Source organism: Sphingomonas segetis, assembly GCF_009720245.1.
Classification (GTDB): Bacteria; Pseudomonadota; Alphaproteobacteria; order Sphingomonadales; family Sphingomonadaceae; genus Sphingomicrobium; species Sphingomicrobium segetis.
Window position 1 is genome coordinate 1 of sequence record NZ_WJSQ01000081.1, and the last position, 12,112, is coordinate 12,112.

The following is a 12,112-nucleotide window of genomic DNA, read 5'->3' on the forward strand; positions in this document are numbered from 1 at the left end:
TGTTCGGCGGCGACGCGGCCGAGGTTCGCGCGATCCGCGGCGCGCGCGGCGTCGGCGGCGGCGCGGTAATTGGCGACCGTGCCGGCGAGCGCGGCCTGATGTTTCTCATAGAGTTGTTCGAACCGAGCGCTCTGCCTCTTCCAGTGACGGGTTTCGCTCTTCTGGATCATCAGGAGCAGGCCGAGCGCGAGGCTGAGGGCGAGGCCGGCGATCCCCTGCGGGCCGAGGAACCGAAGCAGGCTCACGGCATGCGGCCTTCGGCTTCGAACGAGGCGCCGTCGCGGCTAGCCTCGACCTTGAAGCGGCCGACCGGCCCGCCGGCCAGCAGGCCGACGATGACCACCACCATCGCTGCGATGAAGCCGCCGAGTGCCGAGCCGAAGATGACGACGATCGTATGTTCCTCGGCAGGGCTCCAGCCGCCCCACATCAGGAGCGCCACCATCGCGACGGCACAGGCGCCGCAAAACACGCCGGCGGCCGCCGCGAGCAGGCCGTAGATGGTGCGCTGGCCTTCGGCGAAAGTCCGCGGCGGGGGCAGGGGTTTCATGGATATTCTCCAGTCGAATGTTCGCGAATGTTCGTAGTGACGGCGAATGCGCGGCTCAGCGATCACCAATCCGGTTCGCGAGCCAGCCGTACAGAAATGCTTCATTAGCTGGACGACGCTCGGCGAGGCGAAGGTACCGCTCGCCCTGGAGCGCCTCGAGCGCGCGAAGCAGCACGGTCTCGCCGCTGGTTCGGCCCCGAATCGCCATGAATGCATCCAGCGCGGCGAGCGTCTGCGGACCGGCGCGGCCATCGGGCACGAGGTCCGGATAATCCTTGCCGTTGCGGTTGAGCGCGGTCAGTGCGCGCTGCAGGAAGGTGACGGCGACCGCCGGCCCCATGTTGACGCCGGTGTCGAACAGTTCGGCGGCGACGCGCGCACTGCGCCGGGCGATCTCGTCGAGCCGCGGGCGGAGCCAGTAAATGCGCTGGTAGATCGCCGCCGCTTCCTCGCGCGGCAGGTCGCGCATCGCGCCGCGATAGCCGTTGGCCCGAGCAACCGCTTCGGTGATCCCGAAACGCGTCGGCCCGCCCTTGTCCGCCGGGTTGGCGACATAGCCACCCTCGCGCTCGATCAACCCGTCGATCAGCGTGTCCACATCTACTGTCTCGTCCACCATGAACTCCTCTCCCCGAGTCGCATACGTGTAACCAAATAGGCACGCTGTAGGAAAGTGTCCGAACCGGTGCGTCCGGGGATGACGATGGTGAGCGCCGCCGCTAGGCTGACGCCATGAAGCCACGATTCCTGTTCGCGTTCGCCGCTCTCGCGTTCCTCTCAGCGCCCGTTGCCGCAGCGCTCAGCCGCGCCGAGCAGGTCATGGTCCGCACCGTCGATGCCGAGCAGCAGCGCACCGTCGGTCTGCTCGAGCGCTGGGTCGACCAGAACAGCGGGACGCTGAACAAGGCTGGGGTCGAAGCCGTCCGGGACCTGGTCGTGCCGGAGTTTAGGGCACTCGGCTTCACGACCGAATGGATCGACATGAGCGCCGCGGGTAGGGCAGGGCACCTCGTCGCGCGCCACAACGGCAGCCGGACGGGGAAGCGGCTGCTGCTGATCGCTCACCTCGACACGGTGTTCGAACCCGATTCGCCATTCCAGCGATGGGCCCGTGAAGGCGACCGGGCGCACGGGCCCGGCGCGGGCGACGACAAGGGCGGGATCGCGGTGATCGTCGCGGCACTGCGCGCAATGCAGGCGGCGGGCACGCTGAGGCAAGCCAACATCACCGTTTTCCTGAGCGGCGACGAGGAGGATGCGGGAAGCCCGATCGCGCTCGCCCGCCGCGACCTCGTCGCCGAAGGCAGGAAAGCCGACGTCGCGCTCGATTTCGAGAACCTTTCCGTCGTCGACGGCAAGGACATGGGCTCGATCGCGCGGCGGAGCGCGGGCAGCTGGACGCTGACCGTCAGCGGCAACAGCGCCCACTCGGCAGGTTGGGGAAATCCGGGCGTCGGCTACGGCGCCATCTACGAGCTCGCGCGGATCGTCGACCAGTTCCGGCGCGAGCTTCCCGAGGACAAGCTGACCTACAATGTGGGCCTGGTCGGCGGCGGTCAGACCGCGGCGCTCGACGCGGGCAAGATTCGGATCGAGGCGACCGGCAAGACCAACATCGTCGCGCCGGTCGCGGTCGCGCGCGGCGATTTGCGCGCGATCAGCCAGGAGCAGATCGATCGCGTCCGCGCCAGGATGCGCGCGATCGTCGCCCAGTCGCTTCCGGGCACGAAGGCGGAAATCAGCTTCGATGCGGACGCCTACCCGCCGATGCCGCCGACCGAGGGCAATCGCGCGCTGCTTGCGCGATTGAACGCCGTCAACCGCGACATGGGCCTTCCGGAGATGGGCGAGCTCGACCCGGCGAAGCGGGGGGCGGGGGACATCAGCTTCGTCGCCGCCGACATCGATGGGCTGATCGGGCTCGGCCCGGCAAGCTCGGGCTCGCACACCGACAAGGAAGCCGTCGATGTTCCGTCGATCTTCAAGCAGGCCAAGCGCGCCGCGATCCTGATGAGCCGCCTCGCCGCGGAGCATCGCTGAGCGGCTCTGCCGCAGCGGTCATGCAACCGGCGGGCGGGCTCGCGTGTTAGACTTTGCGCGGGGGTGTAGTTTCCGCAGGAGCGCACGCGTTGGAGGAGGGGCTTCTGGATCAGGGGGACAAGACAACTTCCGAGCCGTTCAAGCTGCTCGTCCAGTCGATCTTCGACTATGCGATCTTCATGCTCGATCCCAAGGGGTTCGTGACCAGCTGGAACGCCGGCGCCGAGCGAATCAAGGGCTATCAGACCGAACAGATCGTCGGCCAGCATTTCTCGAAATTCTACACCGAGGAGGACCGCGCGGCGGGGATGCCCCAGAGCGTCCTCGAGACGGCGAAGCGAGAGGGCAGGTTCGAAGGCGAAGGGTGGCGCGTCCGCAAGGACGGCGCGCGTTTCTGGGCCAGCGTGGTGGTCGACCGCATCCAGGACGAGAAGGGCAAGCTGGTCGGGTTCGCGAAGATCACGCGCGACATGACGGAGCAGCGGGCCGCGCAACAGGCGCTGCTGGAGGCTGAACGCAGCTTCCAAATTCTCGTTCAGGGAGTCACCGACTACGCGCTTTTCATGCTCGACCCCGCGGGGAAGGTGACGAACTGGAACTCGGGGGCGCAGCGGATCAAGGGCTACGCGCCCGAGGAGATTATCGGCGAGCATTTCAGCCGCTTCTATACGCCGGAGGAATTCGAGGCCGGCGTGCCACACCGCGCCCTCGAGATCGCGCGCGAGACCGGCCGTTACGAAGCCGAGGGCTGGCGGATGCGAAAGGACGGCACCCGTTTCTGGGCGAGCGTAGTGCTCGACGCCATCCGTAACGAGGACGGCGAGCTGATCGGCTTTGCCAAGATCACGCGCGACATGACGGACAAGCGCGAGACCCAGAGTCGGCTCGAGGAAAGCCGCGAGCAATTGTTCCGCTCGCAGAAGATGGAGGCGCTCGGGCAGCTGACCGGCGGCCTCGCCCACGATTTCAACAATCTCCTGACCGCGATCCTCGGCGCCTGCGAACTCGCGTTGCGCAACATCAAGGATCCGGACAAGGTCAGGAGGATGCTCGACGGCGTGCGCAATTCGGCGCAGCGCGGAGCGAGCCTGACCAGACAGCTGCTCGCCTTCGCGAGGGCCCAGCCGCTCGAACTCAAGCAGATCGACCTGAAGCTGTTCTTCGCCGACGTCGCGACGCTGCTTCGTCCGTCGCTGCGCTCGAACATCGAGGTGGTGACCGAATTCTCCGACCAGCTGTGGCCGGTCGATGCCGACGCCGGAGCGCTCGAGCTCGCGATCCTCAATTTCGCGTTCAACGCGCGTGACGCGATGCCGGAGGGAGGGACGCTCAGGATCAGCGCGCACAACGCGGTGCTTACCGGGGAGCCGGACGGCCTCAGGGGCGAGCATGTCGCGCTGCGCGTCGCCGACACGGGAACGGGGATGTCGCGCGAGGTGGTGGAGCGGGTGTTCGAACCGTTTTTCACGACCAAGAGCTTCGGCGAAGGCACCGGCCTCGGCCTGAGCCAGGTGTTCGGCTTCGCGAGGCAGATCGGCGGCGCGATCGCGGTCGAGTCCGAGCCCGGCAAGGGATCGGTGTTCACGATGTACATTCCAGCTAGCCGCAGCGGCGAGCCCAGCGGCGGCCGCAACAAGGGAAGCGAGACGCTCGGCCGGGTGCTGGTGGTCGAGGACGACACGCTGGTCGCCGAGCTCGCGGCGGGAATGTTCGACGAGCTCGGGTTCCAAGCGACGGTCACCCATAGCGCGAAGGAAGCGCTCGAGCGGCTTTCGGGCGGAGAGAAGCCGAGGCTGATCTTCTCCGACATCGTCATGCCCGGAGGGATCAGCGGGGTCGAGCTGGCGCGAAAGGTGCGCGAGCGCTTCCCCGAGCTGCCGATTCTGCTGACCACCGGCTACAGCGAGCAGGTGGCGCAGGTCCACGGCTTCCCAATCCTGCAGAAGCCGTACGAAATGGACGCGCTCGCGGGCGCGCTCGGCAAGCTGCTGAAGATCGAAATCGCCGCCAGCTGAGGGGCTTGGCTCGGCGCCCTTGACAGGTGCCCCCGAACGGGAGCCTCATCGCTTCGCCGCGATCGAAGGAAGCGCGGGATGGTGGGGGAAATGACATGCAGCAAGCCGTGTCCGCGCGGACTCCCGCGCATCTGTGGATCGTCGGGATCCTGTCGCTCCTGTGGAACTGCTTCGGGGCGTTCGACTACACCATGACCAAGACCAAAGGCGCCGAGTATATCGCCAGCACGATGCCGGGCGTCGACGCGAACGTGGCGCTGGCCTGGATTGAGGACATGCCGCTGTACGCGCATGTCGGCTGGGCGCTGGGCGTGTGGCTTGGGCTGCTCGGCTCCGTGCTCCTGCTGATGCGCAGCCGTTGGGCGGTGTGGTCGTTCGGCTTCTCGCTGATCGGCGCGGTGCTGAGCCTCGGCTATCAGATGCTGCTTGCCCCGCCGATGCCCGGCGCGACGCAGAGCCCGATGATGAAGGCGATGCCGGCGGTGATCCTCCTGGTCGCGCTCGCGTTGTTCCTCTACGCCCGGGCGATGGAGAAGAAAGGCGTGCTTCGGTAACAGCATCGGGCGCCGCGGCCTCGCGGCCCCGCCGCGATTGCTGTTGCCCGACTGCCGCACTGTCCGGCGAACCGTGCCTGGGCGCCGCGGCCGCGCTTGCACCCATGTCAATATTCGCCACGATGCTTTCCGGGGCCGGTCGAACGGATCGGCGAGGGAGAGGATGTTCATGGCCTGCAGGAATTTCCGCCGCTTTCTCGCTCGCGCGTCGCTCGCCGCTCTTGCGGCGGCTGCAACACCCGCGGCGGCACAGCAGATCGACCGGATCGTCGCAGTCGGCGACAGCTATGCGGACACCGGCAATGCATTTGCACTCGGCTATGCCAACCCGCAGGCGCTGGCTATCTACCCGACGAAGCGCTTCTCCAGCGGCACCAATTACATCGACACGCTCGCCGCTCTGCTGCAGGTGCCGGTCGAGGACTTCGCAATCGGCGGGGCGTTCGGGGGCGTCAACAACGGCACTCTGTGCTTCGATTCCTTCTACGCGCCCGGCACGTCGCCGCTGTGCGGCAAGGGCCTGCAATATGAGGTCGACCAGTTCCTGAATGTCGGGGCGCAGTCGTCGGTGTTCCCGGCTGGATCGACGACGCTCAACCGCAGCGACCTTCTGGCGGTGTCGATCGGCGGCAATGACGCGCGCTTCTACCAGCAGGCGGGCGGCACTCTTGCCGGAGCGCAGGCGGCCGGCACTGCCTCGGCCGCCGGCACCGCCGCTCAGCTCGACCGGCTCGTTGCGCTGGGCAATCCCACCATCAGCTTCCTGGCGTTGAACGGGGCCGTCGCGCCCGAAGTCGCCAACGATCCGGCCGCCCAGCAAATCCGCGGCGTCTTTTCCAACGCCTATTTCAGCGCGCTCCAGCCGACCCTCGCCGGCTATGCGGCGGGCGGCTCGATCGTTCACTATCTTGACGGCCAGGTCATGCTTCAGCAGATCGCGGCCAACCCAAGCGCGTACGGCATCACCAACGGCCTGGTCTGCCCGATCCTGCCGAACCCGACCTGCCTGGTCGATTCTAGCGGCTATCTGTTTTACGGCGACGCGCTCCACCTGACGTCGCAAGGCTATGCGATCCTCGCCGAATATGTCGCGCGCCAGCTCGACGCGCCGCTGACGCTTCAGGCGCCCGCCGACCTCGGCCTGGCGACCGCGCGGCAATTCGGCCGAACGCTGTCGACCCGGTCGGACTTTTACGGGCGTGGAGGCGTGGCCGCAGGCCTCAAGCTGTTCGCGATCGGCGACTATTTCTCGCAGGATTTCGCCGCGAGCGACCAGAATGCCGCGTTCGACATCAGCGGCGGCGGCGGCACGATCGGCGCCGAATTCGGCCTGCCGATGGGCGCGGTCGGAATCGCCGCCAATTACAGCCGGCCAAAAATACGCTTCGGCAATGATTCGGCGCGCATCAATGCGCACAGCTGGCAGATCGGTGCCTACGGCAGCGTCGCCGCCGACGCGCTCTTCGGCCAGGCCCATCTCGGCTACGGCCGCGACCGCAACCGACTGTCGCGTAGCGGCGTGGTCAGTGACTTGAGCGCACGCCCCGACGGCAGCCACGTCACGGCCGGCGCCAAGGGCGGTTATCTGCTGCCGCTCGGGGTCGCGCGGATCGGCCCCATAGTCGCGCTCGACTATGCGCGCGCGAAGGTCGACGGCTACACCGAGAGCGGGGACCCGGTGCTGACGCTCAATGTCGGCAGCCAGAGCCTCAAGTCGCTGACCGGGCAGATCGGGATCGAAGCGCGCGCCGACCTCCAGGGCATCCGCCCCTACTTCGCGCTGACGGCGGAGCACGAATTCTCCGGCGACGGGCGCGTCATCTCTTTCGCGCAGGCCGACGCGCCGCTCATCGTCAACCGCTGGGACGTGACCCGCGACAAGGAGACCTATGCGCGCGTCTCGGTCGGCGCCGCGGCGACGATCATGGGCGGCACGAGCCTCGATGCGGCGGTGACCAGCACGCTCGGCCGCGACGGAGGCCAGGAGACGGGCGCACACGTGGGGCTGAGGGCGAGTTTCTAGCGCTGCGGCTTAGGCGGCGCGCTTCTGGACGCTCAGCTCCAGACCAAGCGCATTGAGAACTGCGAGAAGGGTCTCCAGCGTTGGATTCCCGTTCTCCGAAAGCGCGTTGTAGAGCGCCTGTCTCCCGAGGCCCGTCTTGCGAGCGATTTCGCTCATGCCCTTTGAGCGAGCGACATCGCCGAGCGCGCTGGCGATGTGCTTGGGGTCATTCCCCTCCATCGCAGCTTCGAGATAATAGAGGATATCCTCCTCAGTCTGGAGGTGTTCAGCTGGGTCGAACGGGCTTAGCTTTACCACTCTGTTCTATCTCGTCCTTCAGCCGCTTCGCCTTCGCAATATCGGCATCCTGCGCCTTCTTGTCTCCTCCGCAGAGGAGGATGACAAGCTCCTTCCCGAGCCGGAAGAAATAGAAGGGATAACCCGGCCCATAATCGATCCGCATCTCGGAGACGCCGGTGCCCACAGGCCTCACGTCGCCGAAATTGCCATTCGATGCCCGCTTGAGCCGATCGACGATTCGAGCGATCGCACGCCGGTCGGAAAGCGAGCCGAGCCAGCGGTGGAATTCGTGTGTTTGCGTCAGCTGGAATGCTTGTCCTTTATAGAGGACAGACTCGCGAGAGTCAACGCGATTGGAGAGTTTCGACGGCTTTGTCATGCCGCCACTCTATGCAGGTTGGCGTTTGGTTGTAGGTTCGTTCGCATAGCCATGGCCGCTCCGTACACGAGAGCCGCCGCAAAATGACTTGCGTAGATAATGCGACCTGGTCGGGTGTTGCTAGCCGCGCCGCCCGCCGAACCTCGCCCTGCTCTGCTTCCCGAAGCGGCCCTTCCGCGTCCCCGGTTTCCCTTCACTCGAGTTGCCGAGCGGGCGCGGGGCCACGCGGTCGGGCTGCGGGATTCCGAGATCGTCCTCCTCCAGCCGCCTGATTTCGTCGCGAAGCCGCGCGGCTTCTTCGAATTCGAGGTCGGCGGCGGCCTTGCGCATCCGCTCCTCGAGGTCCGCGAGATAGGCCTTGAGGTTGTGGCCGACGAGGTGCGGGCGTTCCTCGTCCCCGGTGTCGACGACGACGCCGTCGCGCGTGGCGAGATGCGCCATGATGTCGTGAACGTTGCGCTTGATGCTCTCGGGCGTGATCCCGTGCTCTTCGTTGTAGGCGAGCTGCTTCTCGCGCCGCCTGTCCGTCTCTGCCAACGCCCGCTCGATCGAACCGGTTTTCGTGTCGGCGTAGAGGATGACGCGCCCTTCGATGTTGCGCGCGGCGCGGCCGATGGTCTGGATCAGCGAAGTCTCGGAGCGGAGGAAGCCTTCCTTGTCGGCATCGAGGATGGCGACGAGCCCGCACTCGGGGATGTCGAGGCCTTCGCGCAGCAGGTTGATCCCGACCAGCACGTCGTAGACGCCGAGCCTGAGCTCGCGGATGAGCTCGATGCGCTCGAGCGTCTCGACGTCGGAGTGCATGTACCGGACCTTCAGGCCGGCCTCGTGCAGATATTCGGTGAGGTCCTCCGCCATCCGCTTGGTCAGCGTCGTGACCAAAGTCCGGTAGCCCTGCCGCGCCGTCTTCTTCGCTTCGTTGACCAGATCGTCGACCTGGTCCTCGACGGGCTTGATCTCCACCGGAGGGTCGATGAGGCCGGTGGGCCGGATGACCTGCTCGGAAAACACGCCGCCGGTCTCGTTCATTTCCCAGGGACCGGGCGTCGCCGAGACGAAGGTCGATTGCGGTCGCATCGCGTCCCATTCGTTGAAGCGCAGCGGGCGGTTGTCGATGCAGCTCGGCAGGCGGAAGCCATATTCGGCGAGGGTGATCTTCCGCCGGTGGTCGCCGCGCGCCATCGCGCCGATCTGCGGCACCGTCTGGTGGCTCTCGTCGACGAACAACAGAGCGTTGTCGGGCAGATATTCGAACAATGTCGGCGGCGGCTCGCCGGGCAGCCGGCCAGTGAGGAAACGGCTGTAATTCTCGATCCCCGCGCAGGAGCCGGTCGCGGCGATCATCTCGAGGTCGAAATTGGTCCGTTGCTCGAGCCTTTGGGCCTCGAGCAGCCGCCCTTCGGCAGTCAGCTCCTTCAGCCGCTCGGCCAACTCGTGCCTGATCGCTTCCATCGCCTGCTTGAGCGTCGGGCCCGGCGTCACATAGTGCGAATTGGCGTAGACCTTGATCGATTCGAGCGCGGCGATGGTCTTGCCGGTCAGGGGATCGAACTCGCTGATCGCCTCGATCTCGTCGCCGAAGAAGCTCACTCGCCACGCCATATCCTCATAGTGCGAGGGGAAAATCTCGAGGCTGTCGCCGCGCACGCGGAAGCTGCCGCGCGTGAAGCTGGCGTCGTTGCGCCGGTACTGGAGCGCGACGAGCTTGCGGATCACCTCGCGCTGGTCCTCCGAACCGCCCTTCTTCAGCGAAAAGGTCATCGCCGAATAGGTCTCGACCGAGCCGATTCCGTAGAGGCAGGAGACCGAGGCGACGATGATCACGTCGTCGCGTTCGAGCAGCGAGCGCGTCGCCGAGTGGCGCATACGGTCGATGGCCTCGTTCACGCTCGACTCCTTTTCGATGTAGGTGTCGCTGCGCGGGACGTAGGCTTCGGGCTGGTAGTAATCGTAGTAGCTGACGAAATATTCGACGGCATTGTCGGGGAAGAAGCTCTTGAACTCGCCGTAGAGCTGGGCGGCGAGGATCTTGTTCGGCGCCATCACCAGCGCAGGCCGCTGCACCGTCTCGATGACCTGGGCCATCGTGAAGGTCTTGCCCGAGCCGGTGACACCCAGCAGCACCTGGCTCTTCTCGCCTTCACGCGTCGCCTCGACCAGCTCCTTGATCGCCTGCGGCTGGTCGCCGGCCGGCTGATAATCGGCGACGATCTTGAAGCGCTTGCCGCCTTCAGCCTTGTCGGGACGCGCCGGCTTGTGCGGCACGAACGTGTCGGCGGTTTCCGGCTCGGCAAGACCGGTGCGGATTTGAATTGGCATCGGCGCTCAATATGGTCAGCAGCGGGATTGGAACAATGACCAGCGAAGCAGACGGACTGACGGAAGCTGAAATCCATGCCCTCGCACAGCGGATGCGGGCGCTGAGGCAAGAGCTGCGGGCGCAGGACGCGATAGCGGCGGAGTCCCGGGGTCCGGTCGAACTCGACCAGCAATCGGTCGGCCGCTTGAGCCGCATGGACGCGCTGCAGCAGCAAGCCATGGCCGACGCCGAAGCAAGACGGCGGCAGAACGACCTTGCCCGAATCGGCGCCGCGCTTCGGCGAATCGAACAGGGCGAATATGGCTGGTGCAGCGAATGCGGCGAGCCCATCGGCAAGCGCCGGCTCGAGGCCGATCCGATGGCGACCCGCTGCATCCGCTGTGCCGACTGACGAGCGCTGCTGGCTCTGCGCCCGTCCGCTCGGCCGTCCGTCAGCCGTTACGGGCATGGCCGCGGCATGGTTCAGGCGGGGTTGACGCTCTACCCTGCCCCGATTGACACTGCCCCGCCGAATCTTTCGACGACGGGACCAAGCGTGCTGAAACTGACGGTACGGCGCCGAGCGTGCGTCTTCAGCATTGGCTATCTTGCTGCCAGCGCAGCCCTCATCGCCTGGTTCGCCGCCGTGCCGGAAGAGAGATTCATCGTCTTAGCGCTGTTCTTGCCGCTGGCCGTATTGTTCCTGATTGCGAGGTTGAGCTTGCGTTGCCCCGTCTGCGGCAAGAATGTCTACCGCCGCGACATTCTCCCTCCAACTAGTCCGGCTTGGCTGTTGACTACGCACACGCTGCCGTGGCCGGAGGCCGAGTGCTCGCGCTGTGGCAACGATCTGACGAGTGACTGAAATCTGTTGGTTCTGCACCCGCCCGCTCGGCGACCGCATCGAATATCATCACCCGGTGCCGAAGAGCCGCGGCGGGCGGGCAGTAGCCGCACGCGGGCCGTCCGGGAGACGGCCAGAACGGCTACTGGTGGCGGTCCATCCGATCTGCCACCGCACCTTGCACAAGAGCATTTCGAATAAGGAGCTCGAGCGGCTCGATCTCGCGGCCTTTCGGTCGACACCCGAGATCGCGCGCTTTCCTTGAGTGGATCGCGAACAAGGAGCCGGACTTCCACGCGCCGACCCACGGCCGGCGCTAGTGCGGCGTGCGGCTTGCGCTTATGCTGCGCTCCAAACGGGGGGCTTCGATGAACAAGATGATTCTTATGATTGCCGGCGCCGCAATTCTGGCTTCGTGCAACAAGGGGCCCGAGGTGGACCTCAAGAACGCGAGCGGGAATGAAGTGACCAAGGCCGTGCGCCAGTCCGGCGTGATGACCGGCGGCGCGATGGTCGAGCCCGGCCTGTGGGAATCGAAGGTCACGGTTCACGAGATGAACATCCCCGGCATGCCGCCGGAGTTCGCGCAGAAGATGAAGCAGACGATGGCCGAGCACCAGCCGGACGCGTCGCGCAGCTGCCTCACGCCCGAGGAAGTGAAGCGCCCGAAGGAGGACTTTTTCGGGGCCGACAAGTCGTGCCGCTACGAGCATTTCACGATGGGCGGAGGCAAGATCGACATCCGCATGCAGTGCAAGCAGGAAGGCGGCACCCAGGACACGACCATGACCGGCAGCTACACGCCGACGACTTACTCGATGGACATGGCGAGCAACGCTACGGGCGGCCAGCAATCGGGAATGACGATGAAGATGCATGTCGACGCCAGGCGGGTCGGCGAATGTACCGAGAAGGACGGATAGGCGACGGCCGATCGTTCGTTAGCCGCGCAGCAATGGCTCGACTTCACGTCCTTCTGAACCGCGGCGGCGGTGCAATCAAGGCCGATCCGGCGCTCGCCGAGCGCACCGCGCGGGCGCTCGAGGCCGCCGGGCTCGATGCCGAGATCGACTGGACAACGGCGGTGGTCGTGCGGGTCCCGACCTCTTCGCTGTTGCCCTCGAAAAAG

At 66.0% G+C, this 12,112-nt stretch carries 13 protein-coding genes and 1 pseudogene; 8 read left to right on the forward strand and 6 right to left on the reverse strand.

Going from position 1 to position 12,112, the window contains the following annotated elements; all coding sequences use genetic code 11:
* From GH737_RS09105 to GH737_RS09115, 3 genes are all read right to left on the reverse strand, one after another.
* The coding region (locus GH737_RS09105) for a hypothetical protein (protein WP_155264523.1) at nucleotides 1-245 on the reverse strand (245 nt) is incomplete at its 3' end.
* Nucleotides 242-550, reverse strand: a complete 309-nt coding sequence (locus GH737_RS09110; protein WP_155264524.1) for a hypothetical protein — start codon at nucleotides 548-550, stop codon at nucleotides 242-244. The genes GH737_RS09110 and GH737_RS09105, both read right to left, overlap by 4 nt.
* Before the next feature lie 55 nt (nucleotides 551-605).
* Nucleotides 606-1,166 (reverse strand): glycoside hydrolase family 108 protein, encoded by a 561-nt coding sequence (locus tag GH737_RS09115; RefSeq protein ID WP_230558721.1) that lies wholly within the window; start codon nucleotides 1,164-1,166, stop codon nucleotides 606-608.
* A gap of 116 nt (nucleotides 1,167-1,282) precedes the next feature.
* Here GH737_RS09115 and GH737_RS09120 point away from each other — a divergent pair, with 116 nt between their 5' ends.
* The 4 genes from GH737_RS09120 (at nucleotide 1,283) to GH737_RS09135 (ending at nucleotide 7,182) form a co-directional block, all read left to right on the forward strand.
* Nucleotides 1,283-2,590: a M20/M25/M40 family metallo-hydrolase gene (locus GH737_RS09120; RefSeq protein ID WP_155264526.1), complete on the forward strand. Its 1,308-nt coding sequence runs from the start codon at nucleotides 1,283-1,285 to the stop codon at nucleotides 2,588-2,590.
* An 89-nt stretch (nucleotides 2,591-2,679) separates the two neighbouring features.
* Nucleotides 2,680-4,605, forward strand: a complete 1,926-nt coding sequence (locus GH737_RS09125) for a hybrid sensor histidine kinase/response regulator (RefSeq protein ID WP_230558722.1) — start codon at nucleotides 2,680-2,682, stop codon at nucleotides 4,603-4,605.
* Nucleotides 4,606-4,700: 95 nt separating this feature from the next.
* Nucleotides 4,701-5,159, forward strand: a complete 459-nt coding sequence (locus GH737_RS09130) for a hypothetical protein (protein ID WP_155264528.1) — start codon at nucleotides 4,701-4,703, stop codon at nucleotides 5,157-5,159.
* Between the two features lie 169 nt (nucleotides 5,160-5,328).
* Nucleotides 5,329-7,182, forward strand: a complete 1,854-nt coding sequence (locus GH737_RS09135; RefSeq protein ID WP_155264529.1) for an autotransporter domain-containing protein — start codon at nucleotides 5,329-5,331, stop codon at nucleotides 7,180-7,182.
* Between the two features lie 9 nt (nucleotides 7,183-7,191).
* Here the strand turns inward: GH737_RS09135 and GH737_RS09140 are convergent, their stop codons facing one another.
* The 3 genes from GH737_RS09140 to uvrB form a co-directional block, all read right to left on the reverse strand.
* On the reverse strand, nucleotides 7,192-7,479 hold the full coding sequence (locus GH737_RS09140) for an addiction module antidote protein (RefSeq protein WP_155264530.1): 288 nt from the start codon (nucleotides 7,477-7,479) through the stop codon (nucleotides 7,192-7,194).
* A complete protein-coding gene (locus GH737_RS09145; protein WP_155264531.1) occupies nucleotides 7,448-7,840 on the reverse strand; it encodes a type II toxin-antitoxin system RelE/ParE family toxin in 393 nt (130 codons plus the stop codon). Before GH737_RS09145 ends, GH737_RS09140 begins: the two co-directional genes overlap by 32 nt.
* Before the next feature lie 120 nt (nucleotides 7,841-7,960).
* The gene (gene uvrB, locus GH737_RS09150) at nucleotides 7,961-10,159 is read right to left on the reverse strand and encodes an excinuclease ABC subunit UvrB (RefSeq protein WP_155264532.1); all 2,199 of its coding nucleotides are present in this window, start codon (nucleotides 10,157-10,159) and stop codon (nucleotides 7,961-7,963) included.
* Nucleotides 10,160-10,194: 35 nt separating this feature from the next.
* Here uvrB and GH737_RS09155 point away from each other — a divergent pair, with 35 nt between their 5' ends.
* The 4 genes and pseudogenes from GH737_RS09155 (at nucleotide 10,195) to GH737_RS09170 (ending at nucleotide 11,906) form a co-directional block, all read left to right on the forward strand.
* Entirely contained in the window at nucleotides 10,195-10,551 is a 357-nt protein-coding gene (locus tag GH737_RS09155) for a TraR/DksA family transcriptional regulator (RefSeq protein WP_155264533.1), read from the forward strand.
* A gap of 144 nt (nucleotides 10,552-10,695) precedes the next feature.
* Complete coding sequence (locus GH737_RS09160; RefSeq protein WP_155264534.1) at nucleotides 10,696-11,004, forward strand: hypothetical protein; 309 nt, start codon at nucleotides 10,696-10,698, stop codon at nucleotides 11,002-11,004.
* A pseudogene (locus GH737_RS09165) lies at nucleotides 10,997-11,303 on the forward strand (HNH endonuclease signature motif containing protein). The gene GH737_RS09160 and the pseudogene GH737_RS09165 overlap by 8 nt, the downstream one beginning before the upstream one ends.
* Nucleotides 11,304-11,351: 48 nt before the next feature.
* A complete protein-coding gene (locus GH737_RS09170; protein WP_196233070.1) occupies nucleotides 11,352-11,906 on the forward strand; it encodes a DUF3617 domain-containing protein in 555 nt (184 codons plus the stop codon).
* Nucleotides 11,907-12,112 lie beyond the last annotated feature (206 nt).

Coding starts and splice junctions, on each gene's coding strand:
- GH737_RS09110 (WP_155264524.1), bottom strand. CDS start 550: ATGAAACCCCTGCCCCCGCCGCGGACTTTCGCCGAAGGCCAGCGCACC.
- GH737_RS09120 (WP_155264526.1), top strand. CDS start 1,283: ATGAAGCCACGATTCCTGTTCGCGTTCGCCGCTCTCGCGTTCCTCTCA.
- GH737_RS09130 (WP_155264528.1), top strand. CDS start 4,701: ATGCAGCAAGCCGTGTCCGCGCGGACTCCCGCGCATCTGTGGATCGTC.
- GH737_RS09135 (WP_155264529.1), top strand. CDS start 5,329: ATGGCCTGCAGGAATTTCCGCCGCTTTCTCGCTCGCGCGTCGCTCGCC.
- GH737_RS09145 (WP_155264531.1), bottom strand. CDS start 7,840: ATGACAAAGCCGTCGAAACTCTCCAATCGCGTTGACTCTCGCGAGTCT.
- uvrB (WP_155264532.1), bottom strand. CDS start 10,159: ATGCCAATTCAAATCCGCACCGGTCTTGCCGAGCCGGAAACCGCCGAC.
- GH737_RS09155 (WP_155264533.1), top strand. CDS start 10,195: ATGACCAGCGAAGCAGACGGACTGACGGAAGCTGAAATCCATGCCCTC.
- GH737_RS09170 (WP_196233070.1), top strand. CDS start 11,352: ATGAACAAGATGATTCTTATGATTGCCGGCGCCGCAATTCTGGCTTCG.